We start from the raw sequence: 23769 nt of genomic DNA, 5'->3' as shown, positions 1-23769 counted from the left end.
GCATATTTCGGCCGGGTTATTCCGAGCTGCTCCCAGCTGTCGGAAATTGAAGCCTGGAGCCGTTCAATTCGCTTTGTTCGGCGCTCATTTGAACGATTCTCACCCTAGATCGGCGGGGCCGTCCTTGGGGGCGGGGTCGTCCGCGGGGGTCACGGGGGCGATGTCCGACGCCGTGGCGCCTCTCGGTCGGGGGGACTGCTTCAGGGTCTGCTCCTGGGAGTACGACCGCAGATAGCCGACCACGGTGTTCGTGACCGCGACCAACGGCACCGCGACCACCGCACCGCCGATCCCGGCGATCATGCCGCCCGCGGCGACGGACAGAACCACGGCCAGCGGGTGGACCCGGACCGCGCGGCCCAGGATGAACGGCTGCAGGATGTGTCCCTCGATCTGCTGCACCGCCAGCACGACCGCGAGGGACATGACCGCCGTGAAGACGCCCTGGGTCACCAGCGCGACCACCACCGCCAGCGCGCCCGAGACGACCGCGCCCACCAGCGGGATGAACGCGAACAGGAAGATGAAGACCGCCAGCGGGACGGCCATCGGGACACCCAGGAAGTAGATGCCGAGGCCGATGAAGATGGCGTCGATCAGAGCCACTATCACCGTGCCGCGCACATAGGCCGTCAGCGTTCGCCACGCGCGCGGGCCCGCACCCGCGACGCCCGGCCGCGCCGCCGCCGGCACCAGCCTCAGCGTCCACTCCCAGATACGCTTTCCGTCGTAGAGCAGGAAGAGCGTGGAGAAGGCGGCGAGCAGGATGCCCGTCAGCGCCTCGACGACGACCGTCACACCTTCCAGACCGGCCGACGTGATCTGGTCCGTGTTCGCGCCGACCGCCTCCCGCAGGTTCTCGGCGATGTCGTTGATCTGCTTGTCCGTGACATGGAACGGGCTGTTGAGCAGCCAGTTGCGCAACTCGTCGATGCCGTCCTGGACCTGGTCGGAGACGTTGTCGATGTTCTCCATGACCTGCCAGGTCACGAACCAGCCGATCAGGCCCATCACGACGAAGCCGAGGATCGCGGTGAGCGCGGTCGCGAGGCCGCGCGGGACGCCGTAGCGCCGCAGCCATGCCACCGTCGGCTGGAGCAGCGCGGTGATCAGCAGCGCGGCCACGAAGGCGAGCACGACGAGTTGTACGGCGCTGATGACCCGCATGAGGACCCAGACCGTGCCCGCCAGGACGAGCAGTCGCCAGCCGGCCTCGGCGGCGACGCGCATGCCCCACGGGACCGCCTGCGCGGGATCAGGGCGGGGTACCGCGGCGGGGGGCGCTTCGTAGGGCGGCGGGGGCTCGTCGGGAGGCGGGGCCTCCTCCTCGCGCTCCGCCTCCGCGCGGCGCTCGTCCAACCGGTCACCCATCTCGGTCAGTCCGTGGCCGAGCCGGCCGAGCCACCCAGGCACTCGCGACATGATCCGTGTCCGTCCTTTTCCCCCGTCTTTGCCCACCACTCCCCCCTGGAGCCCGTGAGTCGTCCGTCAGACCGTACAACAGGGCGAAAGCCCCCCACCGTAGGACGGTGAGGGGCTGCGCGGGGTTGAGCGTCGGCCGGAGCCGGGCGGCTCTAGTACCAGTTGTTGGCCTGCCAGAAGGACCAGGCCTCGCACGGGCTGCCGTAGCGGCTGTCCATGTAGTTGAGGCCCCACTTGATCTGGGTGGCCGGGTTGGTCCGCCAGTCGTCGGCGACGGAGGACATCTTGGAGCCGGGCAGTGCCTGGAAGAGACCGTAGGCGCCGGAGGAGGCGTTGACCGCCGTGTAGTTCCAGCTGGACTCGTGGTCCACGATGTTGCTGAAGCACGTCCACTGGCCGCTCGGCACCATCTGGCGCGCCATCGCCTGGATCTGCGCGGTGGAGTACGAGCTCTGGACCGGGAAGCTGGAGGAGCTCCGGGACGCGGCGGCGGCCTTGACCTCGGCGCGCTCCTTGGCTTCCTTCGCCGCCTTTTCGGCGGCTTCCTTCTTCTCGACAGCCGACTTGGCAGCAGCCTTGCGAGCCGATTCCTCGGCATCCTTCTTCGCGCTCGCGTCGGCGGCGATGGCCTGGACATTGGCCTGCTGCGTCAGGGACGCGGTCTGCACCTGGGCCTGCTGGCCCGCGGGTATGTCCGCGAGGAGCGTCGAATCGGCTACTGCCGCCTCGGCGTCGTTCGTCTGCGCGGTGCTGCCCGAGGCAACGCCGACGACGCTTCCGACAGCGGTGACCGCGGTGGCAGAGGCCACTGCGAATCCCCGGACCGAAATCGGACTCACACGGTTTCCTTCCAGCATCGCCCGCTTCGGTGACCCTGGCGGACGCAATCTTGCCCCTGGCGCTGACCTCCCAACTGCTGGGTCACGGGAGGTTCGGGCCCGGTGGGCAACTCCCGTGAGGGAGGCGCCGCATGGTGCTCGGGCGGCATACGACGTCGGCTATGGAGTTGAAGCTGGTGGTGCTGTGGTGCCGTACCGCTGGGGGTACAGGTGTGTCGTATGCGGGGCCTGACAGGAATGAGACTCTGCCGCAAGCGGACGCCGAGTGGCAATTCTGAGTTGCGTGTGAAAGCTCACACCTCGTTTGCCCCTAGGGATTTCAGGAAAGCCACACACACCGAGGCGCCGCCCGGCTAGGCTCATTGCCTTTCCGGACGGCGCCAACTACTGCGTAACCCTTGTGAAGTTGTACGACAGGGTCAGATCTGCCCGTCCTCCAGCATTTCGGTCACAAGGGCGGCGATCTGGGACCTCTCGGACCGCGTCAGTGTGACGTGGGCGAAGAGCGGATGCCCCTTCAGCTTCTCCACGACGGCGACGACACCGTCGTAGCGACCCACCCTCAGATTGTCCCGCTGGGCCACGTCATGGGTGAGCACCACCCGCGAATTGGCACCGATTCGGGACAGAACGGTGAGAAGCACATTCCGTTCCAGCGACTGCGCCTCGTCCACGATCACGAACGCGTCGTGCAGCGAGCGTCCGCGGATGTGGGTGAGGGGCAGGACCTCGAGCATCCCGCGTGCGGTGACCTCCTCGATGACCTCGCGGCTGGCGACCGCGGACAGCGTGTCGAAGACCGCCTGCGCCCAGGGGCTCATCTTCTCGGACTCGGAGCCCGGCAGATAGCCGAGTTCCTGCCCGCCGACCGCGTACAGCGGACGGAAGACCATCACCTTCTTGTGCTGTTGGCGCTCCAGGACCGCCTCCAGACCCGCGCACAGCGCGAGTGCCGACTTGCCGGTGCCGGCGCGGCCTCCCATCGACACGATCCCGATGTCCGGGTCGAGCAGGATGTCCAGCGCGATGCGCTGCTCCGCGCTGCGCCCCTTGATGCCGAACGCCTCCCGGTCACCGCGCACCAGGCGGATGTTGCCCTCGGGACTGACCCGCCCCAGTGCCTTGCCGCGCTCGGACTGGATCGTCAGACCCGTGTGCACGGGCAGGTCGGCGGCCTCGGGGACGTACACATGGCCTTCCTCGAAGAGGATGTCCACCTGTTCGCCCGGCAGGGTCAGTTCGGACATTCCGGTCCAGCCGGAGGAGCCCGTGATGGCGAGTTCGGCGCGGTACTCCTCGGCGAGGAGCCCGACCGAGGACGCCTTGATCCTGAGCGGGAGGTCCTTCGAGACGACGGTGACGTCGAATCCCTCGGCCTGCAGATTGCGGGCGACCGCGAGGATGCGGGAGTCGTTGTCCCCCAGGCGGTAGCCGCTGGGCAGCACGCTGGGGTCCGAGTGATTGAGCTCGACACGGACGGTTCCGCCCAGGTCCCCGACCGGGATGGGGGCGTCGAGACGGCCGTGCCGCACCCGGAAATCGTCGAGCAGGCGAAGTGCCTGCCGAGCGAAGTAGCCGAGTTCGGGATGGTGCCTCTTGGCCTCCAGTTCCGTGACCACGACAATCGGGAGCACGACTTCATGCTCGTCGAAGCGGGTCATGGCGCTCGGATCGGCCAGCAGAACGCTGGTGTCGAGAACATAGGTGCGCCGGTCTGGCATACGGCGCTTTGTGCTGGTCACCACGGAAGGACGTACCCCCTCGGATGAGGTCGGGGAGCGACGGAGTGGAGCTGGACCGATCGACGGCCGCGATGCACGGGCCGGAGACCGGCCCTCCACTGCTTCTTCCGTGCTGAAACCGCACGGTCGAGCTGGTGCAAAGGGCCTCCCGGGCGAACGGCTCCGGTGCCGTCCGCTGAGATCCGACACCCGTGGTTCGGGTGTCGACCTGCTTGGCTTATGCCCTCGAACATGCGCTGCCATGCCGGTACGTATGACGGCGCGCTGGTGAACTCCTTGTTACTTCCGCCCCAAACGGGGTAGACGGGGCGCTTGCCGCGCGCCCTAACCGCCGTAGCGGCGATGCCGCGCCGCGTAGTCGCGCAGGGCGCGAAGGAAGTCGACCTTGCGGAAGGCCGGCCAGAAAACGTCACAGAAGTAGTACTCGGAGTGGGCCGTCTGCCACAGCATGAATCCGGACAGCCGCTGCTCGCCGCTGGTGCGGATCACCAGGTCGGGGTGGGGCTGGTCGCCGGTGTAGAGGTGACGGCCGATCGCATCGATGGTGACGGACTCGGCGAGGTCCTCGAGCGAGGTCCCCTTGTCGGCGGCGTCGAGCATCATCGAGCGCATGGCGTCCACGATCTCCTGGCGACCGCCGTAGCCGATGGCGAGGTTGACGAGTATCCCGTCGACATGGGCCGTCGCCTCCGCCGCCTCCTTCAGCGCCAGCTGCATCTGGGAGGGCAGCAGGTCGGGGGTGCCGACGTGGTGCACCCGCCAGCGGCCGTCCGCGGCGAGGGTGCGCACGACGTCCTCGATGATGCCCAGCAGCGGGCCGAGCTCGTCCTGGGGCCGGTCGAAGTTGTCCGTCGACAGCAGCCAGAGGGTGACGACCTCGACATCGGTCTCGGAGCACCAGCCGAGGAACTCCTCGATCTTCTCGGCTCCAGCGCGGTGACCGTGCACGGTGGTGGAGCCGGCGGCCTTCGCCCAGCGGCGGTTGCCATCCATGATGACGCCGATGTGCTTGGGCACCTGAGCGTGGTCCAGGTGGCCTTCCACCCGGCGCGCGTACAGCCTGACCAGCAGGCCGCGCAGCTTGTCGCGCAGGTTCACGTTCTTGTCAGCCCCTCCGTACGGCGGTCCCCGCGGGCGGAAGCCTACCGCTGTGGTGGAGGAAGACTTGAGTCCGGGTCGAGTTGCCGGTCACCCAACAGGGCGGAGCCGCACGTCGACCCATAAAAAAACGGGCCGGTCCGTGGGGGGGGAGACGGACCGGCCCGAGGGGGGGTTTCCACCATAACCCTTCGTAAGTGATGCTGCGTGCATCGGCGTGCCACAACTACTCTCCGGAGTCGGACGGCGACGGGCCGATGGCCTGGAAAGGCCCCGCTCACGGAGGATTCATGGCCGAATCACAGCGGATTCCCAAGGCAATCGGGTGGATTCCACAGGGATCCGGAGGCTTTGGGGCGGCTTGCCGGATGCACGACGACTTGTGCTCGCATCCCCCAGGTGGGTGACCCGGCCGCGAACCTCCGCTTGACGCCGGGCGCCGATTCCACGAGGAGGCCGGTGAGCTGCGAAGGCAGCGCACCGCGCAGCCCCCTCCGCCGCGCGGTGCCGCCCGCGCAACTTTGCTCACGCGAATTACCTTGGTCCGAACTTACGTGAGATCAAGGTAAGAAGCGAGTTGACGGTGATAACGATGTGGAAACCTCGTGAATCCCATGGATACGAAGGGGGGATGAGGCATTGATGCGACGATTGCCCGATTTGCCCAAATAAGATGACTGCCGCTCTCCACGCGTCTCCATAGAGGACAGGAACTGACCTCGTTCCGGCCTAGCGTCGCAGCATGACGTTGAGGATCACATGGGCCGAGGCGAGCGCACGCCGACTCGAACGGCAGTTCCTGGCCACTCCCGCGAAGCCGGGCGTCCCGGTCGCCGACGTGGTCGCCACGATGCTCGGAGCGCATGCGCAGGTGCTGTCCGCGGCCGAGCTGTCGATCGGGTTGCGGACCGAGGGGACGACACGGTCGCACGTGCGCGAGGTGCTCTGGGAGGACCGGTCACTGGTGAAGACGCACGGCCCGCGCGGAACCGTCCATCTGCTGCCCACGGCCGAACTCCCACTGTGGTGCGCCGCGTTGCCGGCCGTCCCGGCCGGGACGGTGTTCGCGCCGGACGTACGGGTCACCGAGGAGCAGGCCGGGCAGATCGTGGCGGCGATCGGGGACGCCCTGGACGGGGTGTGCCTGACCGTGGACGAGCTGGGCGAGGAGGTCGTGGCGTGCACCGGCGCCTGGGCCGGTGACCTGGTGATGCCCGCCTTCCAGACCCTGTGGCCGCGCTGGCGGCAGGTGCTGCACCGGGCGGGCTGGTCCGGCGCGCTGTGCTTCGGCCCCAACCGTGGCCGCAAGGTGACGTACACCCGCCCACCGCACTTCGACCCGCTGCCGGCGGACGACGCCGTACGGACTCTCGTACGACGGTATCTGCACGCCTACGGACCCGGGACCCCGGCGTGGTTCGCCAAGTGGCTGGCGGCGCCCGGCGGTTGGTCGAGCGCGCTGTTCGGGCGGATGGCGGAGGCCGGGGAGATCGAGGAGGTCGACTTCGAGGGGACGGCGGCCTGGGTGGTGGCGGGCGACACGGAGTTCCCCGGGGACGGGGGCCGGGATCGGGACGGGGTACGGGGTGTGCGGCTGCTGCCGTACTTCGACGCGTACGGGATCGCCGCCCAGTCGCGTGAGCTGCTGTTCCCCGGTGCCGCGTACCGGCGGGCGCTGGCGGGCGGCCAGGCCGGCAACTTTCCGCTGCTGCTGGTCGACGGTGTGGTGGCCGGGGTCTGGCATCAGCGGCGCCGGGGCCGTCGTACGACCGTCACGGTGGAGCCGCTACGGCGGCTCACGGCGGGGCAGGAGCGGGAGTTGGGAGAGCGGGTGCAGCGGGTGGGCGAAGTGCTGGAGGCGGAGGCGGAGTTGGTGGTCGGGGAGGTGACGGTCGGGCCTCACGCGTGAGACGCGGGTTTCCGGACGTCGAAGAGATGGCGGGTGCTGTGGGCGACGAACGGCCCCTCGGACTCGATCCGCTCGTGCAGGGCGCGGAGTTGGGGCTGGTACGCCTCGACGGTGAAGCCCGGCACCATCCACACCACCTTGCGCAGGAAGTGGACCACGGCCCCGATGTCGTGGAACTCGACCCGCAGCCGCTCCGCACGCAGATCGACGACCTCCAGCCCCGCGGCCTCGGCGCCGGCGCGTTCGCGGTCGGGGTGGCGGTTCGCGCTCTGTTCGGCGGGGAGCGGCCCGAGGAAGTGCTCGACGAGCTCGAAGACGCTGTGCGGGCCCACGTGCTGGGCGAAGTAGGTGCCGCCCGGCTGGAGCACGCGTGCGATCTCCGGCCAGTCGGGGGCGACGGGATGGCGGCTGGTGACGAGGTCGAAGGCCGCGTCCGCGAAGGGCAGCGGGGCGTCCTCGGGCGAGGCGACGACGGCGACGCCGTGGGGGCGGAGCAGCGCGGTGGCCTTGGCCACGTTGGGCGGCCAGCCCTCGGTGGCGACGACGAGGGCCGGCACCTTCGAGCTCTCCGCCGCCCTGCCGAGTGCGAAGTTCAGGACCTCCCCTCCCCCGGTCTGGACGTCCAGCGCGGCGGTGGCCCGGGAGAGGCGCCCGGCCTTGGCCACGGCGTACCCCCAGGAGGGCCGCTCCTCGCTGGCCCGCCCCTCGAACCAGGAGAAGTCCCAGCCTTCGGTGGGCACGGAGGAGCCTTCGGCGACGAGGGCTTCGTAGCTGCGGTGGGCGTGGTCGATCGGCATGGGGTGATCGTCGCAGGGTGGGGCCGGGGACCGCCGCTGATTTTTTCACGGGCGGACTGCCGGACGGCCCCCTCTCGCGTTCCCGCTCCCGCCCGGACTGTCAGGACACCAACGGCCGGACTTCCTCCGCAACGAACCGCACGAAGCCCTCCGGGTCCGGCTCGTCCCCCGTCGGTTGCAGGATCACCGTGTCCGCTCCGGCCTCCGCGAGCCGCTCCACGGCCTTGGCGACGGCACCCGCGTCTCCGGCGACGCCGAGGTCCGGAACGTCGGCGAGTCCCTCGTCGGCCAGCTCGGCCCGGAGACGGGCGGCGGCGTCGGCTCCGGTGGCGGCGAGGAGGTAGACGACGACCTGGTGCGGATCGTTACGGCCGGCCGACTCCCGCCCCTCGTCGACGAGCCGCCGAGCCCGTCGTACGCCGTCGGCCGGGGTGCCCGCGGTGAGGATGGTCCCGTCCGCCGCCTCCCCCGCCAGCCGCAGCGAACGCGGCCCGGTCGCCCCCGCGAACACGGGCACCGCCTCGGCCGGCGGCCAGTCGAGCGCTACGTCGTCGAGACGGACGTACCGCCCCTCGACGCTCACCCTCTCCCCCCGCAGCAGCGCCCGCAGCGCGTCGAGGTACTCCCGCAGCAGGGTCACCGGCGACTCGACCCGCGCCCCGACCTGCCCCATCCAGTCCTGCACACCGTGCCCAACCCCGACGATCGCCCGGCCCGGGAACATCCGGTGCAGCGAGGCGACCTCCATCGCGGTGATGGCGACGTTCCGCAACGGCACGGGCAACAGTCCGACCCCGATCCGCACCCGCTCGCTCCACGCCAGCGCGGCAGCGGCCGTCGAGACACCTCCCTCTCGGAAACAGTCCTCCCAGAGCCAGAGCTGTTCGAGGCCGGAGTCGTCGGCGAGGCGGGCGATGTCGCGGAGACGCTCGGGGGGAAGTTGGGGGCGGAAGACGGCGCCGAGTTGGGTCATGGGGGCCTTACTACCCAAGCGTGCAGGGGCGGACAACCTGTTTACGAGGTCACCTGGACCAGGGGGCTGCGGCTGCTGCCGTACTTCGGGGATGTGGCGGGCGCTGCAGCGACGTGAGGGCCACCCGACCTGACCCGCTCTTGCACGAACCGCAGTTGGGTCTCGTAGTCCTCGACGGTGACGTCGGGGACACCCACTTGACGAGCTCGAAGAGGCCCCGGCTACCGACGTGTTGGGCGAAGTACGTCCCGCCGGGCTGGAGCACGCAGGCGATCTTTCGCCAGTTCGGTGCCTCTCGGCCTCGCCCAAGGGCGAAGTCGAGAACCCCCCAGCGCGGGTCGGTGAGCACACCGATCCTGGCGACCCGGTTGCGCCGGCCCGGCAGAGATGGGAGAAGATGCAGCAGCAAACATGGCCGCCTCACGATCATCGATCGGGAGCGGGGAGGCGTGTGCGGTGACTGTGCCGGCGGGTCGAGCCCAACGGGAGTGTGCTGACCACGTAAGTGCAAACGGAGAGGCCCATGGGGGAACACGACCGCCTGGTAGTCGACTACACACTCCTGACGTCTTCGAGGACGAATCTGAGGGACATCAAGAAAGCCCTCGACGGCATCGACAGACACCGCGCCGACATCCATGACATCTGGGGCCATAGCAGTATCGCCGGCAAGATGGACGACTTCGTCACCAACTGGGACAACTATCGACGTGAACTCCTTGAGAACGTCGAGAACTTGGGCAAGCAAGTAGACACCTCACTCAAGAGCTTCCAGAAGCTGGACCTCGATCTCGCGAAGGCGAACGAGAAGAAGCACGGGAAAAACGGGGGCAATTGACCGATGGGTACGGGCAAGGGCAGGCGCCGGCCGGTCGACTGGCATCCGCTGGCGGAGAAGGACCCGGTCCCCGGCGATCCGGAGGACATCCGCGACGAGGTCGGCAGAATGAAGAACCTCGCCTCAACCCTCCGCGACCAGGCCCGCATCCTGCGCAAGGCCGCCGACGGTGACGCCCTGACGGGCAAGTACGCCGACAAGATCCGCGACAAGTCCGGCGACCTCGAAAAGCACTTCCGCGAGACTGCGGCCCGCTACGAACGTGTTGTCGGCGACCTCGGCCATTGGGCCAATGAGCTGGAGGGCTTCCAGGAACGGGCCGATGGTGTCCTCCGAGCCGCGAAGCGGGCGGATGAGGAACACGTTGCCGAGGCGAAGAAGAAGGAAGCCGAGGCCAAGAAAAGCGGCGAAAAGAACGCGTCGGAGTCATCCGACCCCGACAGCCACTTGGCGCCTTACCACAAGCAGCTCAACCAGATCGTCTCCGAGCGCGACTCCCGCGCCCAGCACTACGCCGACAATATCGGCGATGACATCTCGGACATCATCAAGGACAGCGCCTGGGAGAACTTCAAGGACGGGGTGCACGAGCACGCGGACACCATCAAATCCGTCGTCGAAGTCCTGAGTTGGGCCGCGACCGCCATCGGGATCATCGCCCTCCTCTTCACCCCGGTCGGATGGCTGGCGACCCTCATCACGGTGACCGCCATCAGCCTCACAGCGCTCGTCGGAGTCGGGCACACGCTGCTGGCTCTCTCCGGTGACGGGAACTGGGCGGATGTCGCCATGGACGTCTTCGCGCTGGCGACGCTGGGGTTCGGCAGTGTCGCGATGAAGGGCGTGAAGGCCGCGACAACAGCGCTCAAGACCGCCAGTAGGGCGGAACGGTTCCAGCGGTACGCGAATCTGCGGAAACTGCTCCACAAGAATGTCATGCGATACGGTGAAAACTCGGTCCGTGGCTCGAAAGCGGCGCGCGCGCTGCAATCCCTGCGGGGGATCGGGGCGCGAGAAACACGTCCCATGGCGACTCGGGTGGAGCGCCTGCTGGGGGGCGATGGGGAGGTCATCAGCGCGAGTAAGTTCGCGAAGGCTATGCGGGCTGAGTTCGGTGGGAATGCCAGCGTGCGGGCGGCGGCCGACACGGTGAACACGGCCGTACTGAAGTTCCGGCTGAACTACGGGGCTGCCACCCTGGTGGACGTGGGCGACAAACTGGGAGAAAAAGGCCCATACAAGGACCAGTACGGCGACGCCAAGGATGTCCTGACGCGTGAAGTCGGGAGCCGTTGGTGAACACACCGGAGCGCGCACTTACCCGCAACAACCGGGCACGACCAAATTCAGAGCAAAGTTCGAGGGAGTGGAGATAGTGGCGACAATCCCGGCGAAAAGCCCGCAGGAATCCCGGGCCATGAAGTTCCTCGCCGCGTGCACACTGGTACCGTTTTTCTGCTTCGCCTTCCAAGACCTCGGCAGCAAATACGGCGGAATGGACTGGCTCACCTACGGCTACGTGGCATGGCCGTTGATGATCTCGCCCGCCCTGATGCTGGCCCTGTTTTTCAGGAACCGAGAGCTCATCCGTAACCCGCATATCGGCGCCAACTTCTCCCAGACGATCAAGATGGTTGCCATCATGTACCTGGTCTGGAACATCATCGGGACCATCGGCTACAACTGGCTGGGCATCATTTCAGTGCTCTGCTGCCTGACGATCCTCGTGGCCGACCGCCAGCTCAAGAAGCAGGCCCGCGTGTGAGCGTCTCCGATCTGACTCCCCGCCGTTACGAACTCGTCCTGCCACCCGGCTGGGTCCGCATCCCCCTGCGCGAGGGCATGAAGGAAGCACTCGAGAGGATCCTCTTCTCCCACATGGAGCAAGTCCCGGAGGGCATCCCCCGGGACGACGCGATGCGTTTCCGGCTGGAGATGCGCCGCCAGTTGGAGAAGCAGGCCCGCGCGGCCAGAAGGAACGGCGGCCTCGACCTCTACCTTCCCATCCTCCCGCGCGGCGGCATCTTCCTCATGGCTTCGTTCATCGTCGCCGAGCTGCCGATCGGCCGGGACCGTACGGTTCCCCCACAGGCGGTACTCGCACAGCTGGCCGCCGAGGAGGTGCCCGGCGGAACGGCGACAACGGTCGACGTGGCAGGGGCACCCGCACTCCGCCGTGCCTACCGCTCCGCCCCTGATGAGGAGGAGCTGCCGACACGGCGGGTCGACTATGTGATCCCCGTGGCGGACGACCCCGGTCGGTGGATCAGCATCGACTTCTCCACCCCGGGTGACGGCGATATCGACAGTGAATTCACCGACGTGCTGGTCGAGTTGTTCGACGCGGTGGTCGGCACGTTCAAGTGGAGTTACGAGTGAGCTGGCTCAACGTCAAGCACGCCATGGATCTGTCCCCCTGGATCCGCATCCCGCTCATGTGGCCGGAGCCGGGTCTTGAGGACGTCGAGGAGGCCCAGACGCCCGAGGCGTGGGCACGTTACTTCGCCGAGGGTCTCTGGGAGGATTTCGCGCCGGAGAAGCCGGAACCGGGCGAGGTCGATCTGCTGGCCGACATCCTGTTGATGTATGCCATCAGGGCACCCGCGGCCTACCCGGACTTCGAGGTCTTCCTCCATCTCCCCCACCCGCGGGAGATCCCGCTTCCCGCGTATGTCGACCTGGTGGAGATCGAGGAGGACGAAGACCGGGAGGCGGCACTGCGGGACCTGACCCACGCCGATGCGGGTTACGCCATTGAGCCCCCCATTGTCGAGGACTTCCACTCCCCGCATCTGGGAGCCGGGTTGCGGGTGCTGCGCTACTACCAGGACGAGGACAGCAACGAGGTGCACGTCGGCCTCCGTTACGCCTGGCGCTACGAGAAGGGCACGGAAGCCGCGGACGTTCTGATCATCCTGGCCGATCCCGACGCCGGCCGGATCCTCAAGGCGCTCGACCATGTCGACGAGTTCGCCCGCACCGTCCGGATCAGCCCGGATGAGGAAGCGGACACCTGGACGTCCTCATGATCCCGGGCAGGTCGCCACAGCACGTCGGGCGATCACTCTCCCGAGGGGAGTGATCGCCCGAGCGCGGGATCTCGCGGTCGTCAGCGGTTGATGGCCTGGATCTCCTGTACGACGACGTCCTGCGTGGCACCGAAGCTGCCGTCGGGCAGCCTGCCGCCGGGGACCCCGGTGCCGGTCCAGGTGATGTTCCAGGTGACCGTGGCCCGGAGCGGGTAAGTGCCGTCACCGGAGGAGCGGAGGTATTTCACTCCGCAGGGTGGGGTCTCATCCGCCTTGCCCTTGGCGTAGGGCTCGCCGATGCGGCCGTTGTTGATCTCACAGACGCCGGAAGCCGGGTAGGTCACGGCGTCGGCCGTACCGGGCTCGATCTTGAGGGAGACCGGTACCGCGGTGGCAGTTGCCTGCATCTCAAGCACCGGGACGGAGGCCGTGACGGAGACCGGCTTGAACTCGGCACCGTCGAGCCAGGCCCAGGTCGGGAGGTTGACCTTGGTCGCCTGGGCGGGGGCCAGGGTCACCTTGGTGCCGGGGACGCGGATCTCGTTGTAGGCGAGTTCGGCGAGGATCTCCGGCGTGACGGCGTTCTCCATGTCGGCCGGCGGGGCGTCGCCCGTGTCGACCCAGAAGGGGCCGTCGTCACAGGCGTCCCAGCCCGGCCGGTAGCTCTTGTCGACGTACGAGTCCCACCAGTAGCCCTTGCCCGTCTTGTCCTTGTTGAAGGCCTTCTCTTCGTCGTTGGCGTTGTACTTCTTCCGCTGCTCGTTGTCCCATTCGGCGCCCGTCGATCCGGCCTCCCAGATCGGCTCCATGTACTTCTGGAGCTGCTCCGGGGTGTACTTCGGGGCGTACCAGCAGGCGGGGGGTGTCCAGGAGGTGGTCGACGCCAGCGCGCCCGTCGAACCACCGCTGCCGTTCTTCGAGCGGTCGAAGACGACGCCGCCGACAGTGACGGAGAGGTTCCCCTTGTCGTCGATCTTGGCGGGGTCGCTCGGCGCCTGGGCGCCGCTGCCGATCTCGTTGTCCGCGAAGGCGGTGGCACCGTTGAGCAGTATCGCGCCGATGACGACCGGCGCGATCAGGGCGCGCGATGTGGCGCTCAGGGCTGGCACTTGTCGCTTCCCCTCTGGGACTCGATCTTCTCGACGGCCCACACACCCTTGGCGTTCTTGTGCAGTTCGGTGATGTAGAGCACGTAGCTGTTCTTCGTGGCGGGCGTCTTGTTGACCTTCTTGCCCTCCAGGTACATGTCATAAGCCTTGCTCTGGTCCTCGCAGTACACCAGCGAGGCGGTGTCCTTCCCGCTCACGTTGGCGGACGCGTCGTAATAGCGGTAGGCGCCCGTGACCCGAGCCTTGGCCTTGACGTATGCCTGGATGAACTCCTGTGTGCTGGCGGCAGCCTCACCCTCGTAGTAGTAGAGGTATGCCTTGTCGAGCGCGTCCTGGTTGACGATCCCGAGATCCACTGCCTTGATGGACTGCTCCCCGTCGGCCAGGACCGCGTCCTTGTCCTTGTCGCCCGTCTTAGGCCAGTCGAAGGTGTAGGTCAGATCCGAGGGCAGGTCGATCTTCGGTCGGTCGGCCGCCGTCGAGGCGGACGGGCTCGGCGACGCCGACGTCTTGCCGGTGTCGGCTCCCGCGATCTTGTCGTTGTCCTTGCCCTTGGAGCTGTCGTCGCTTCCGCACGCGGACAGCGTCAGGGCCGCGGTGGCGGTCAGGGCTAGCGCTGCGAGCAGCGTGGGGCGGCGGTTCACGGTCGGCTCCCGGTGAGGCGAGGCTTCTCTTGAGCGAAGCAACGCTATCCAGGGGGCAGCGGTGACACCAGGGTTGCCGTTGCCGGAGGGCGGGGTAAATGCGGCCAAATCGGCCTTGCGTGACCCCACTTGGGCCGTAACGGTTGGATAACGCGTGGTGAGCGGGTGGTTCCAGTTATGAACTCGCAAAGCTGACGGGTGGTCGGTTGGGCCTCGTTCGGTTCGCAGGTGGGGTGGAGGGGCAGGTTGTGGTGGGTGAAGGGGGCGGTTCGGGTATGGGGCGGTTGCGGGACGGGCGGGGGACGTTGGTCGTCCATGGGGAGCCTGCCGGGGCCTCCGTTCCGTTGGAGATCGCCGCGTCCTATCGGGCCCGTACCAAAGGGCTGCTGGGGCGGGATTCCGTGGACGGGGCGATCCTGCTGTCGCCCGCCGGCGGTGTGCACACCTTTCGCATGCGCATGCCCATCGATGTCGCCTACCTCGATCGCCACCTCGTCGTCACCGCCGTACGCACCATGAAGCCAGGCCGACTGGGGCTGCCCCGGCTCCGTTCGCGGCATGTGCTGGAGGCGGAGGCCGGAGCCATGGCCGGGTGGGGGCTGCGGGCCGGGGTACGGGTGGCCGTGACCACGGATGTGTGACGGACCGCAGGCCGAGCTGTCACGCCAGTGATGGGCACCGTGAGACGCGCGTCACATTCAGGGGTGTCACATCTCGGTGGGGTCGTTCCGTCTAGGGGGTGTAGGCATCGACACCAACGCCACAGGAGCTCACCATGGAAGCCCGCCTCGACCTCTTCGGAAACCCGCTCGCCGGCAAGATCATCCGGTACGTCAACTCGGCGGGCAAGGCGGTCGCGGACTCGGCCCTGCCGCACTCGACGGCGGAGCTCGTCAAGCTTCGCGCCAGCCAGATCAACGGCTGCGGGTTCTGCACCGACATGCACACCAAGGACGCGGTCGCCGCCGGCGAGACCCACGAACGACTCCACCTCGTCGCCGCCTGGCGTGAGGCCAAGGTGTTCACCGAGGCCGAGCGTGCCGCGCTGGAACTCGCCGAGGAAGGCACCCGCATCGCCGACGGGGCCGGCGGGGTCAGCGACGAGGTCTGGGCCAACGCCCAGAAGCACTACGACGAGGAGCAGCTGGCCGCGCTGGTCGCCACCATCGCCCTCATCAACCTCTACAACCGCTTCAACGTCATCATCCAGCAGCCCGCCGGTGACTACCAGCCCGGCATGTTCGGCTGACCGAACAACGATCGACCGTTCCAACGGCGCCGGGGAGTTCTCCTCCCCGGCGCCTCGTCGTTCAGCTCTCCGTGCGCGGGAAAGAGACCTCGACCCGTCGGTTCTTCTTGCGGCCGGCCTCCGTCGAATTGTCGGAGATCGGGTACTGCTCGCCGTATCCGCGTACCTCGTACGTGACGTTCGCGTCGTTCAGTTCGGCTTCCAGGACGTCCTGCACGGCGTTGGCCCGCTGCTTCGACAGGACGTCGCCGTGGGCGGAGGTGCCCAGGTTGTCCGTGAAGCCGAAGACGCGGATCTTCGTCGCGTTCTGCTTCTTGATCTCGTCCGCGATCGCCGCGATACGGGCCTTCGACTGGCCGCTGAGTTTCGCGCTGTCCTTGCCGAAGAGGACCTCCGCCTGGAGGGCGAACTTGACGTCCGCGTTCGTGTCTTCACGGCGTTCCTCGCCGGACTGGTCCTCCACGACCTGCTTGATGTCCAGGACCTTGGGTTCGGCGAGAGTGGCGCCCTCGGGGAGCTTGAGGTCGGGGTCGTTGGCGTCCACCTTCACGGGGGCCGCGGCGGTGGCCTCGGTGCCCGGGGGGACGCTGGGGGTTTCGTCGGCCTCCGCCGTCGTCGCGACGAAGAGGTTCGTGGCGAGCATGACCGACGCGGCGGTGAGGGTCAGGGCGAGGCGGGGTGGGGTGAGGGTCATCGGGGCCTCACCCGGAGATGGTGATCGTGGCGGCGGCGAAGCTGGGCAGCTGGAAGGTGACCTCGGTCGTTTCGGCGGGGGGAGCCGGGAACTGCATGAAGACGGGCGCAGACTCACCAGCCTTCAGCGAGTTGAGGTCCGTGGTCGTAAGCGGACGACCATCAGTGTCGCGGAGTACGTAGTAGCGCTTCTTGCTTGCGGAATCCACGAGCGTGGCTCCACCCAGTGACCTGCCGTGCCTGATGATCTCGGTTTCGTCTCCCCTGAGCCCGGCAGGAACGACAACGGTCTCGGAACCGTCGTTCTTCAAGTTTCCGTTGACAGTGACGAAGCCGCCCGCATCCCGCTCGGCAGAGGTGACCTGAAGCAGCAGTCCATCCGGCCCCTTCAACTCGGCCAGGGGCGTGTCTGCTTGACCTTCCTGAGCACTCGGGTCGGAGCCGCTTCCCTTGGAAGCTGAAGCCGACGCCTCCGGCTTCTTGTCGTCGTCGCCTCCACCGCCGCAGCCGGCCACGCCGAGAGCCAACCCGGCCGCAACAGTCAGCGCGACCATCCCCCTGCGGGCCTTCGTAGTGAACCGAATGCTCATGACTCCGCTTCCTTCGTCCCTCGTCGTTCGCTTGTCAGTCGGCCAGATGGACGTCGAACAGATCCTCGGGTTCCGGCAGAACGGCGAGGTCCTCCGGATCCAAGTCCCAGTTCCTGTCCTCACAGATGAGTTGCGGCAGCACGTCGTCTCCGGCATCCGCACCGGGCGGCTCGAACGTACACAGGGGTTCGACAACCGCCTTGGCAGACGCCTTCGCCTTCATGCCCTCCGTGCCGGGGACTATGGAATCGCCCACGGCTTCATCGCTCTCGACCTCGATCGTGTAGCTCAGAGCATCCGGAGCACAGCCCACTACGTGTGCTGCGTTCTGCGCCGCCAGTTGGTCGGCCCTCCCGCAAGAAAGCGTCACACCCGGCGCATGGCCGTCGAAGATGTCCTGCCACTCCGCCGGATCGAGTACGGCCTTCACCCACTCGTCCGCGAGCTGGTCCCGGAGGTCCTGTGCAGCCGCGAGCGCCGCCGCGTCGGCTGCCGTCTGGGCACCGTTACGGTTTGCCGCGGCCTGGCCGACCGCAAGATAAGCGAACGCAAGAAAGAGCAGGCCCGCCACCACCATGATGTAGATGGGGAAGGCCTGCCCTGCGTCGCCGCACTTGCGGCGCCTGATCAACCAATGACCTCTTGAATCTTCGCGGTGATCGCGTCGAAGATCTGCGCGCCAATGTCCGTCCCCGTAATCGCCAACACGATCGCCACAACCACCGCGATGATCCCCAGGTACTCGACCGCGGTCTGTCCCTCGTCGTTCCAGTTCCGCATGGCGTTGCCCTCCGTTGTCCGTGGTGTGGGCAACGTATGAGGTGGCGCATGCCTTCGCGGAGGGTCCCTGGGCCCAACTCCGGGCCCAATTCGCCTTCCTCTTCCCCCCAGCCCTCATCTCAGGTCACCCCTAGCCACTTCGCGGCGGCTTCGGCGCGGCTGGTGCTGTGGAGTTTGGCGAAGATGCGGTTGATGTGGTTCTTGACGGTCTTCTCGCTGATGAAGCAGGTGGCGGCGATCTGTTGGTTGTTCATGCCGGATGCGATGAGGTCCATGATCTCCGCCTCCCTTGCGCTCAGATGGAACCGCGACTTGTCAGACTGTGCCATAACTGGTTGCAGTTGCGAAAGGCTTTTCGCGGAAATCAATGGGGACTTGGGTTGGCGGGGGGTGTAATTGTGTGCAGTCGCACTGCCTTCCTTTGTCTGCCGTAGCCGGGCGACCAGGGCGTCCGCCGCCGTCGGTGTGAAGTGGGCCCGGCCGTTCTTGATGTTCCGTACGGCGTCGACGAGTTGGTCCGCCGTGAACTCGCCGTGGACGAGGTAGCCGCCGGCGCCCAGGCGCAGGGCATCGTGGACGATCTCCGACTCCCTGCTGTAGGTGAGCATCACCACCGGGGCGATCTGGACCAGGTGCGGGAGGGCCGAGAGGCCGTCGACGCCCGGCATGCGGACGTCCAGGAGGATCACGTCGGGGTGGTGGGCCAGTGCCGCCTCGTAGGCCTGGCGGCCGTCCGCGGCTTCCGCGGCGACCGTGATGTCCTCGCGGCCGGAGAGGAGGGCGGTGAGGCCCGCGCGGACCACCGGATTGTCGTCCGCCACCACGACGCGCAGGGCGGTCGACGGCGCGGGGGGCGGGAAGTCCTCGAACGGGTCGTGGGGCGGCGGCTGCTTGGCGCCGGGGTGGGGAGTCGTCTGGTCCGGCATTCTGCGGCCTCCTCTCGTCGTCTCGCGTGGCGTGGGGGACTGTGCGACGGCGTCGTGCGGATCGTCAAGCGCTGCCTGGGGCCGGTGTCGTCAGCGGGAGTTCCAGGCGGACCTCCGTGCCCTGGGTGTGGGTGCCGCGGCCGATACGGATGCGGGCGCCGAGCGAGGCGGCTCGTTCGACCATGCCCACCAGGCCGAAGTGGCCTGTGCTGCGGAGTTGTTCGAGGGTGGTGCCCTGCGGCAGACCCCGGCCGTCGTCGTAGACGGTCATGCAGAGCAGGTCGCCGTGGACCCCCGCGCTCACGTCCACCCGGGTCGGTGCCGCGTGGCGGTGCGCGTTGTCCATCGCTTCCGTGGCGATGGTGAGGAGTTGGCGGGCGACGGCCGGCGGGATGAGGGGCGTCTCCTCCTCGCCGGTGGGGTGGTAGGTGGCCGCGAGGTTCGTGCGGGTGCCGAAGTCCCTTGTGCGGGCTGCCAGTTCCCTCAGGACGTCGGTGGCGGTCGCCTCCCGGCGCAGGTCCGTCAGGAGTTCGCGGGACTCGGCGGCAGCCCGGCGGGCCGAGCGGGCCACCAGCTCCGCCTGTTCCTTGACCAGCACGGGGTCCATGCGGTCGGCCGTGCCTGCCAGGCCGTCCGCAGCCAGGGCCACGCCGTACAGGGTCTTGGCGACCGAGTCGTGCATCTCCCTTGCCAGGCGGGCCCGTTCCTCGGCGATCGCCTCCGTGACGGCCAGGCGGGCCTGGACCTCGGTCAGGGCCTGGGTGGCCGCGCCGAAGCGGAACATCAGGTTGCGCAGGGCCGAGCCGACCGCTCCGGCGATGACACAGAGGCCGGGAAGGAGAAGTCGCTCGGCGACGGTGGTGGCCGGGTTCTGTGTCGTCGCGTAGACCAGCAGGAAGATCAGGGACTGAAGGCTCGCGAAGACCGCGGCGCCTCGCCAGCCGTAGACGATGCCGGCGAGGAGGGGGGTGCAGACGCTGACGTAGGCGAGCGTGGTGTCGGGGCCCGCGGAGATGAGGAGCAGGGAGCCGAAGAGGGTGTCCGCGGCGAGGAGGGTGGGGTGACGGAGGAGGAGGGGGCCGAAGCGTTCCCAGTCCCTGAAGAGGACGTACGAGCCCATGAAGGTGGCGACCACCGCGGCGCCCACCAGGCGGGCGCCCAGGCCCGGGTTGGCGTTGAGGAGGGCGGCGGGGGCGGCCAGGGCGATCATGGCCAGCCGGAAGCCGAAGACTTGGCGGGCCAGGGCCTGTAGGGCGTTGACCTGGATGGGGATTGCCGGTGCGGCGGCCTGTGCGGGTGCATCGGCCTGTGCGGCAGCGGCAACCCCCGCGGGTGCTTCAGGCCGTGCGGGAGCGTCAGCCCGCGCGGGTGGCCCCTGTGCGGCGCCTCCGCCCTCCGCCGCCGTCCGCGGCTGCCTCGGCACACCCGGCAGCGGCTCCTCCAGCCGCTCCACTGCCCGTCGCCGCCACGCCCCCCGGCGTTCCCCGGTCATCGACATCCTCGTCACCCGCCCCTAGTCGCCCGTGATCGAGCCGAAGTCGGTCCCCGAGCCCAGCAGCAGGCCCGCGCCCAGGAGGATCATCGTGGCCGGGACCATGAACGTGGTGATCATCATCGTGGCCTTGGGCACCGCGCGGGCGGCCTTGCGGCGGGCGTTCTGGGCGTCCGTGCGGCGCATGTCCTTGGCGAGGGCGACCAGGGTGTCGACGATCGGGGCGCCCAGTTCCTCGCCCTGCTGGAGCGCCGTGACGAACATGGCCACCTGTTCGGAGTCGTTGCGGCGGCGCAGTTCCTGGAAGGCCTGGCGGCGGCCCATGCCGAGGTCCATCTGGCGGAGTGTGATGCGGAGTTCGTCCGCCCAGGGCCCCTCGTACTTCATCGCCACCCGGTCCAGTGCCTGCCGGAAGCCCAGGCCCGCGCTCACCACGACCGCCAGGACGTCGAGGAAGTCCGGCAGGGTCCGCTCGATCACGTCCTTGCGGATCCGGATCGCCGACCAGATGCCGACCTCCGTCCAGAACGCCCCGAAGGCGAGCAGGAGCAGGGCCACGAGGAACTGGCCCCGCATCAGGAAGACCAAGCCGCCGAAACCGCCCAAGAAGCCGTAGACCGCGCGGCGGGCCGCGTAGCGGTCGATGGTCAGACCGCCGGGGTTGCCGGCCAGGTCGATCCTGCGGCGGTACTTCGCGACCTGCTTGGGGCCCATCAGGCGCAGGACGGCGGGTGCGTAGCGCATGCCGAGACGGTCGATCAGCGAGTCCACCGCGCCGGTGCGCGTGGCGCCGACCTCCAGGGCGAGGACCAGGTCGCCGGGGAGTTTCGCGTCCGCCCGGTACATGCGGATCCCGGCGAAGACGCCCCAGACCCCGAGGCCCATCAGCAGGGCGAGAAGAAGTGCCATCTGCGTACGCCCCCTCAGACGTCGATACGGGACAGGCGGCGGATCAGGACGAACCCCACCGCGTAGAGCGCGAAGGCGACGATCACCGCCGCCTGGCCGGCCGGGGAGCCGGTCATACGGTCCAGGGCGCCGTCCTTCACGCCGTTCATCAGGAAGAGGGAACCCACTCCGAGGACCGGGACGGCGTACGACGTCATGTTGACCTGCGCCAGTTGGGTGCGGACCTCCCGACGCGTCTCCTTGCGCTCCTCCAGCGTCTCCGTCAAGTTGCGCAGCGCACCCACCACTTGGCCGCCCGCCCGGTTGGAGAGCACCAACGTCGTCACCAGGACCACCAGTTCGCGCGAGGGCAGGCGCTCCGCCATCTCCCCCAGCGCGTCGTCCAGGGAGGCGCCCAGGGCCAGCTGGTTGGCCACCTTGCCCAGTTCCTCCCCGGCCGGTGCCTCCAGTTCCTCCGCCGCCATGCCGATCGCCGTGCGCAGGGCGAGGCCCGCCTGGGTGGCGTTGGCCAGGATCCGGGACATTTCCGGCAGTTGGTTGATGAACTTCTCGATACGTTTCTGGCGCTGCCAGTTCAGGAACTGCACGGCCACCCAGATGCCCAGCAGACCGGCGAGGGGGCCGAAGAAGGGGGCCAGGGCCGCCTGGCTGACCAACCACAGGCCGGCCGCCGTGGCCAGCATGTAGACGAAGAACTCGCCCGGGGTGATGTCCAGGCCCGTCGCCGCCAGCCTCAGTTCCAGTTTCCTGCCGAGCTTGGTGCGGCGCAGCCGGCGGTCCAGGGTCGGGAAGCGGCGCCGCCGGCCGCCCGCCTGTATCTGGCCCGTCGCCGAGAGACGGTCGACCAGGGCCTGGCGCTGGGCCTTGCCCATGGCGTACGCGTGCAGGCCCGCCACGGCGAGGACGCAGGTCAGCAGGGCGATACCCGTGGTGAGCGTGATCAGCGAGTGGAGTTCCATCGGGCGGTACCTACCTGGCTTCTCGGGTCGTCAGTTCGAGCGCGGACTGGGCCACGCCGAAGGCCTGGGGGATCGGCTGGCTCGCCATGTAGAGGCGGTCCGCCGTACGGCGTGGGAGCGGGAAGTACTCGAAGGCGCCGTGGACGCGGCCGTCCGCCGACATGGGCTGGGCGTGGAAGCGGGCCGCCGTGGTCAGCCGGTAGGGCTCGGCGCCGTGGCTGTCGAGGAGGGCGATCTCCGTGATGCGGCGGGCTCCGTCGGGGAACCGGGTCAGCTGGATGATCACGTCGAGCGCGCTGTTGATCTGGTCGTGCAGCGCTTCGAAGGGGACACCGACCTCGGACATCGACGCCAGGGTCTTCAGCCGCATCAGGGCGTCCTCCGTGCTGTTGGCGTGGACCGTGGCCAGTGAGCCGTCGTGGCCGGTCGACATCGCCTGGAGCATGTCCAGGGACTCGCCGCCGCGGACCTCACCGACGACGATGCGGTCCGGGCGCATCCGCAGGGAGTTGCGGACCAGGTCGCGGATGGTCACCTGGCCCTTGCCCTCGACGTTCGGCGGGCGGGACTCCAGACGGATCACATGCGCCTGCTGGAGCTGGAGTTCCGCGGAGTCCTCGATGGTGATGATGCGTTCGCGCTCCGGGATCAGTCCCGACAGGGCGTTGAGCAGGGTCGTCTTCCCCGTGCCCGTCGCGCCCGACACGATGATGTTGAACTTGGCCTGCACCAGGCCCGCGAGCAGGTACAGCATGTGCTCGTCCAGCGAGCCGAGGCCGATCATCTCCTGGAGGGTGAAGGAGCGCGGGAATCGGCGGATCGTCAGGGTCGCGCCGGTCAGCGACAGGGGCGGGATGATGACGTTCACACGCTCGCCGGACGGGAGCCGGGCGTCCACCATGGGATTCGACTCGTCCACGCGCCGGTTGACCGTCGAGACGATCCGCTCGATCGTCTGCATCAGCTGGTCGTGGGAGGGAAAGCGGAGCGGCAACTGCTCCACCCGGCCGCCGCGTTCGACGAAGATCGCGTCGGGGCCGTTGACCATGATCTCGGTGATGGACGCGTCTTCGAGGAGCGGCTCCAGGATGCCGAGGCCCAGTGCCTCGTCCACGACCCTGCGGATGAGCTGCGAGCGCTCGACCGTCGACAGCACCGGGCCCTCGCGGCTGATGATGTGCCCGAGCACCCGCTCCAGGCGGGCCCTGCGCTCGGCGGCCGCCAGCGAGCTCATCTCCGCGAGGTCGATCTCCTCCAGGAGCTTGGCGCGGTACGAGGCGACCAGGTGGCCGTCCTCGCCCCGGCTGCCGTTCTCCTCGGGGGTGCTGATGCGTGCCCGCAAGCTCATGGTGCTCCTCGTTCAGCCGACTTCAGCCGATTTCAGCCGATTTGATCCAAGTCCGCCCGGGTCCAGCCGGGTTCAGTGGTCGAGCGGCATCGTCGCCGTCTTGTTCGCGTCGCCGAAGTCCCAGCCGGGGACGATGGAGGGGATGGCGACGGTGGCGGTGACGGTGACCTCGTCGCCGCCCTGCGCGGAGGAGCACGTGACGGACAGCCAGTCGCTGACCGCGGTCGTACAGCCCTCCTGCGCGCTGTTCTCCAGCGAGGCCGCCCGCGCGCCGGCCCGCGCCGCCGTACCCGCCTGCTGTGCCGTGTAGGCGATCAGGCCGATCTGTACGCCCGCCATGGCGACGAGGATCAGGATCGGGATGAACCCGAGGTACTCGATGGCCACTTGGCCGCGGTCGCGGACTTTCCTGTCGTACGACAT

Annotated in this window: 26 protein-coding genes; 8 read left to right on the top strand and 18 right to left on the bottom strand. The window is 68.2% G+C overall.

Annotation, left to right across the window (positions count from 1 at the left end; translation table 11 throughout):
* Positions 1–99 precede the first annotated feature (99 nt).
* From OG381_RS29840 to OG381_RS29825, 4 genes are all read right to left on the bottom strand, one after another.
* Complete coding sequence (locus tag OG381_RS29840; RefSeq protein ID WP_327719155.1) at positions 100–1422, bottom strand: AI-2E family transporter; 1323 nt, start codon at positions 1420–1422, stop codon at positions 100–102.
* Between the two features lie 152 nt (positions 1423–1574).
* Positions 1575–2279: a transglycosylase SLT domain-containing protein gene (locus OG381_RS29835; protein ID WP_327719154.1), complete on the bottom strand. Its 705-nt coding sequence runs from the start codon at positions 2277–2279 to the stop codon at positions 1575–1577.
* A 401-nt stretch (positions 2280–2680) separates the two neighbouring features.
* Positions 2681–4006, bottom strand: coding sequence for a PhoH family protein (locus tag OG381_RS29830; RefSeq protein ID WP_327719153.1), 1326 nt, complete (start codon positions 4004–4006; stop codon positions 2681–2683).
* A 321-nt stretch (positions 4007–4327) separates the two neighbouring features.
* Entirely contained in the window at positions 4328–5101 is a 774-nt protein-coding gene (locus OG381_RS29825; RefSeq protein ID WP_307026412.1) for an isoprenyl transferase, read from the bottom strand.
* Between the two features lie 742 nt (positions 5102–5843).
* On the opposite strand from OG381_RS29825, the gene OG381_RS29820 reads away from it, so the two are divergent.
* Positions 5844–7010 (top strand): winged helix DNA-binding domain-containing protein, encoded by a 1167-nt coding sequence (locus OG381_RS29820; RefSeq protein ID WP_327719152.1) that lies wholly within the window; start codon positions 5844–5846, stop codon positions 7008–7010.
* On the opposite strand, the gene OG381_RS29815 is transcribed toward OG381_RS29820, so the two are convergent.
* Together OG381_RS29815 and OG381_RS29810 are read right to left on the bottom strand one after the other, a co-directional pair.
* Positions 7001–7807 carry a class I SAM-dependent methyltransferase gene (locus OG381_RS29815; RefSeq protein WP_327719151.1) on the bottom strand — a complete coding sequence of 269 codons (807 nt, stop codon included), beginning with the start codon at positions 7805–7807 and terminating at the stop codon, positions 7001–7003. The genes OG381_RS29820 and OG381_RS29815 overlap by 10 nt on opposite strands.
* 100 nt (positions 7808–7907) lie before the next feature.
* Positions 7908–8780: an LLM class flavin-dependent oxidoreductase gene (locus OG381_RS29810; protein ID WP_327719150.1), complete on the bottom strand. Its 873-nt coding sequence runs from the start codon at positions 8778–8780 to the stop codon at positions 7908–7910.
* A gap of 523 nt (positions 8781–9303) precedes the next feature.
* On the opposite strand from OG381_RS29810, the gene OG381_RS29805 reads away from it, so the two are divergent.
* The 5 genes from OG381_RS29805 to OG381_RS29785 are packed head-to-tail and all read left to right on the top strand — an operon-like array spanning position 9304 to position 12647.
* Positions 9304–9618 carry a hypothetical protein gene (locus OG381_RS29805; protein WP_327719149.1) on the top strand — a complete coding sequence of 105 codons (315 nt, stop codon included), beginning with the start codon at positions 9304–9306 and terminating at the stop codon, positions 9616–9618.
* Between the two features lie 3 nt (positions 9619–9621).
* The gene (locus OG381_RS29800; RefSeq protein ID WP_327719148.1) at positions 9622–10917 is read left to right on the top strand and encodes a hypothetical protein; all 1296 of its coding nucleotides are present in this window, start codon (positions 9622–9624) and stop codon (positions 10915–10917) included.
* On the top strand, positions 10895–11383 hold the full coding sequence (locus OG381_RS29795; RefSeq protein ID WP_327719147.1) for a hypothetical protein: 489 nt from the start codon (positions 10895–10897) through the stop codon (positions 11381–11383). Before OG381_RS29800 ends, OG381_RS29795 begins: the two co-directional genes overlap by 23 nt.
* Positions 11380–11997: a hypothetical protein gene (locus OG381_RS29790; protein ID WP_327719146.1), complete on the top strand. Its 618-nt coding sequence runs from the start codon at positions 11380–11382 to the stop codon at positions 11995–11997. The genes OG381_RS29795 and OG381_RS29790 overlap by 4 nt, the downstream gene beginning before the upstream one ends.
* The gene (locus tag OG381_RS29785; protein ID WP_327719145.1) at positions 11994–12647 is read left to right on the top strand and encodes a hypothetical protein; all 654 of its coding nucleotides are present in this window, start codon (positions 11994–11996) and stop codon (positions 12645–12647) included. The genes OG381_RS29790 and OG381_RS29785 overlap by 4 nt, the downstream gene beginning before the upstream one ends.
* Before the next feature lie 80 nt (positions 12648–12727).
* Here the strand turns inward: OG381_RS29785 and OG381_RS29780 are convergent, their stop codons facing one another.
* Positions 12728–13756, bottom strand: coding sequence for a hypothetical protein (locus OG381_RS29780; protein ID WP_443061944.1), 1029 nt, complete (start codon positions 13754–13756; stop codon positions 12728–12730).
* Positions 13744–14400, bottom strand: a complete 657-nt coding sequence (locus OG381_RS29775; RefSeq protein WP_327719144.1) for a hypothetical protein — start codon at positions 14398–14400, stop codon at positions 13744–13746. The genes OG381_RS29780 and OG381_RS29775 overlap by 13 nt, the downstream gene beginning before the upstream one ends.
* A 275-nt stretch (positions 14401–14675) precedes the next feature.
* Between OG381_RS29775 and OG381_RS29770 the strand changes: the two genes are divergently transcribed.
* Both OG381_RS29770 and OG381_RS29765 read left to right on the top strand, forming a co-directional pair.
* Positions 14676–15041 carry a DUF192 domain-containing protein gene (locus tag OG381_RS29770; RefSeq protein ID WP_327719143.1) on the top strand — a complete coding sequence of 122 codons (366 nt, stop codon included), beginning with the start codon at positions 14676–14678 and terminating at the stop codon, positions 15039–15041.
* Positions 15042–15175: 134 nt separating this feature from the next.
* A complete protein-coding gene (locus OG381_RS29765) occupies positions 15176–15649 on the top strand; it encodes a carboxymuconolactone decarboxylase family protein (protein ID WP_327719142.1) in 474 nt (157 codons plus the stop codon).
* Between the two features lie 61 nt (positions 15650–15710).
* Here OG381_RS29765 and OG381_RS29760 read toward each other — a convergent pair whose 3' ends face one another.
* The 10 genes from OG381_RS29760 to OG381_RS29715 all read right to left on the bottom strand — a co-directional run bounded on the left by OG381_RS29760 (position 15711) and on the right by OG381_RS29715 (position 23769).
* Entirely contained in the window at positions 15711–16343 is a 633-nt protein-coding gene (locus OG381_RS29760) for an OmpA family protein (RefSeq protein WP_046262336.1), read from the bottom strand.
* A 7-nt stretch (positions 16344–16350) separates the two neighbouring features.
* Positions 16351–16932 (bottom strand): hypothetical protein, encoded by a 582-nt coding sequence (locus OG381_RS29755; RefSeq protein WP_327719141.1) that lies wholly within the window; start codon positions 16930–16932, stop codon positions 16351–16353.
* 34 nt (positions 16933–16966) lie between these two features.
* Positions 16967–17560 carry a pilus assembly protein TadG-related protein gene (locus tag OG381_RS29750; protein ID WP_327722588.1) on the bottom strand — a complete coding sequence of 198 codons (594 nt, stop codon included), beginning with the start codon at positions 17558–17560 and terminating at the stop codon, positions 16967–16969.
* On the bottom strand, positions 17560–17712 hold the full coding sequence (locus tag OG381_RS29745; RefSeq protein ID WP_307026437.1) for a hypothetical protein: 153 nt from the start codon (positions 17710–17712) through the stop codon (positions 17560–17562). Before OG381_RS29745 ends, OG381_RS29750 begins: the two co-directional genes overlap by 1 nt.
* A 119-nt stretch (positions 17713–17831) precedes the next feature.
* Positions 17832–18638 carry a response regulator transcription factor gene (locus tag OG381_RS29740; protein WP_327719140.1) on the bottom strand — a complete coding sequence of 269 codons (807 nt, stop codon included), beginning with the start codon at positions 18636–18638 and terminating at the stop codon, positions 17832–17834.
* Between the two features lie 64 nt (positions 18639–18702).
* Entirely contained in the window at positions 18703–20136 is a 1434-nt protein-coding gene (locus OG381_RS29735) for a sensor histidine kinase (RefSeq protein WP_327719139.1), read from the bottom strand.
* Between the two features lie 15 nt (positions 20137–20151).
* Positions 20152–21039, bottom strand: coding sequence for a DUF5936 domain-containing protein (locus OG381_RS29730; protein WP_327719138.1), 888 nt, complete (start codon positions 21037–21039; stop codon positions 20152–20154).
* Between the two features lie 14 nt (positions 21040–21053).
* Complete coding sequence (locus OG381_RS29725; RefSeq protein ID WP_327719137.1) at positions 21054–21998, bottom strand: type II secretion system F family protein; 945 nt, start codon at positions 21996–21998, stop codon at positions 21054–21056.
* A gap of 10 nt (positions 21999–22008) precedes the next feature.
* On the bottom strand, positions 22009–23346 hold the full coding sequence (locus OG381_RS29720) for a CpaF family protein (RefSeq protein ID WP_327719136.1): 1338 nt from the start codon (positions 23344–23346) through the stop codon (positions 22009–22011).
* A gap of 72 nt (positions 23347–23418) precedes the next feature.
* Positions 23419–23769, bottom strand: coding sequence for a TadE/TadG family type IV pilus assembly protein (locus OG381_RS29715; RefSeq protein ID WP_327719135.1), 351 nt, complete (start codon positions 23767–23769; stop codon positions 23419–23421).

The sequence above is a fragment of the Streptomyces sp. NBC_00490 genome, assembly GCF_036013645.1.
GTDB lineage: Bacteria > Actinomycetota > Actinomycetes > Streptomycetales > Streptomycetaceae > Streptomyces > Streptomyces canus_F.
This window is presented reverse-complemented; position numbering and strand designations above follow the sequence as displayed.

Excerpts from the sequence above, each read along its gene's own strand:
- OG381_RS29740 (WP_327719140.1), bottom strand. The coding sequence starts at position 18,638 with ATGCCGGACCAGACGACTCCCCACCCCGGCGCCAAGCAGCCGCCGCCC.
- OG381_RS29820 (WP_327719152.1), top strand. The coding sequence starts at position 5,844 with ATGACGTTGAGGATCACATGGGCCGAGGCGAGCGCACGCCGACTCGAA.
- OG381_RS29735 (WP_327719139.1), bottom strand. The coding sequence starts at position 20,136 with ATGTCGATGACCGGGGAACGCCGGGGGGCGTGGCGGCGACGGGCAGTG.
- OG381_RS29730 (WP_327719138.1), bottom strand. The coding sequence starts at position 21,039 with ATGGCACTTCTTCTCGCCCTGCTGATGGGCCTCGGGGTCTGGGGCGTC.
- OG381_RS29805 (WP_327719149.1), top strand. The coding sequence starts at position 9,304 with ATGGGGGAACACGACCGCCTGGTAGTCGACTACACACTCCTGACGTCT.
- OG381_RS29835 (WP_327719154.1), bottom strand. The coding sequence starts at position 2,279 with ATGCTGGAAGGAAACCGTGTGAGTCCGATTTCGGTCCGGGGATTCGCA.
- OG381_RS29720 (WP_327719136.1), bottom strand. The coding sequence starts at position 23,346 with ATGAGCTTGCGGGCACGCATCAGCACCCCCGAGGAGAACGGCAGCCGG.
- OG381_RS29715 (WP_327719135.1), bottom strand. The coding sequence starts at position 23,769 with ATGTCGTACGACAGGAAAGTCCGCGACCGCGGCCAAGTGGCCATCGAG.
- OG381_RS29770 (WP_327719143.1), top strand. The coding sequence starts at position 14,676 with ATGGGGCGGTTGCGGGACGGGCGGGGGACGTTGGTCGTCCATGGGGAG.
- OG381_RS29840 (WP_327719155.1), bottom strand. The coding sequence starts at position 1,422 with ATGTCGCGAGTGCCTGGGTGGCTCGGCCGGCTCGGCCACGGACTGACC.
- OG381_RS29760 (WP_046262336.1), bottom strand. The coding sequence starts at position 16,343 with ATGACCCTCACCCCACCCCGCCTCGCCCTGACCCTCACCGCCGCGTCG.
- OG381_RS29765 (WP_327719142.1), top strand. The coding sequence starts at position 15,176 with ATGGAAGCCCGCCTCGACCTCTTCGGAAACCCGCTCGCCGGCAAGATC.
- OG381_RS29725 (WP_327719137.1), bottom strand. The coding sequence starts at position 21,998 with ATGGAACTCCACTCGCTGATCACGCTCACCACGGGTATCGCCCTGCTG.
- OG381_RS29810 (WP_327719150.1), bottom strand. The coding sequence starts at position 8,780 with ATGACCCAACTCGGCGCCGTCTTCCGCCCCCAACTTCCCCCCGAGCGT.
- OG381_RS29755 (WP_327719141.1), bottom strand. The coding sequence starts at position 16,932 with ATGAGCATTCGGTTCACTACGAAGGCCCGCAGGGGGATGGTCGCGCTG.
- OG381_RS29815 (WP_327719151.1), bottom strand. The coding sequence starts at position 7,807 with ATGCCGATCGACCACGCCCACCGCAGCTACGAAGCCCTCGTCGCCGAA.
- OG381_RS29800 (WP_327719148.1), top strand. The coding sequence starts at position 9,622 with ATGGGTACGGGCAAGGGCAGGCGCCGGCCGGTCGACTGGCATCCGCTG.
- OG381_RS29745 (WP_307026437.1), bottom strand. The coding sequence starts at position 17,712 with ATGCGGAACTGGAACGACGAGGGACAGACCGCGGTCGAGTACCTGGGG.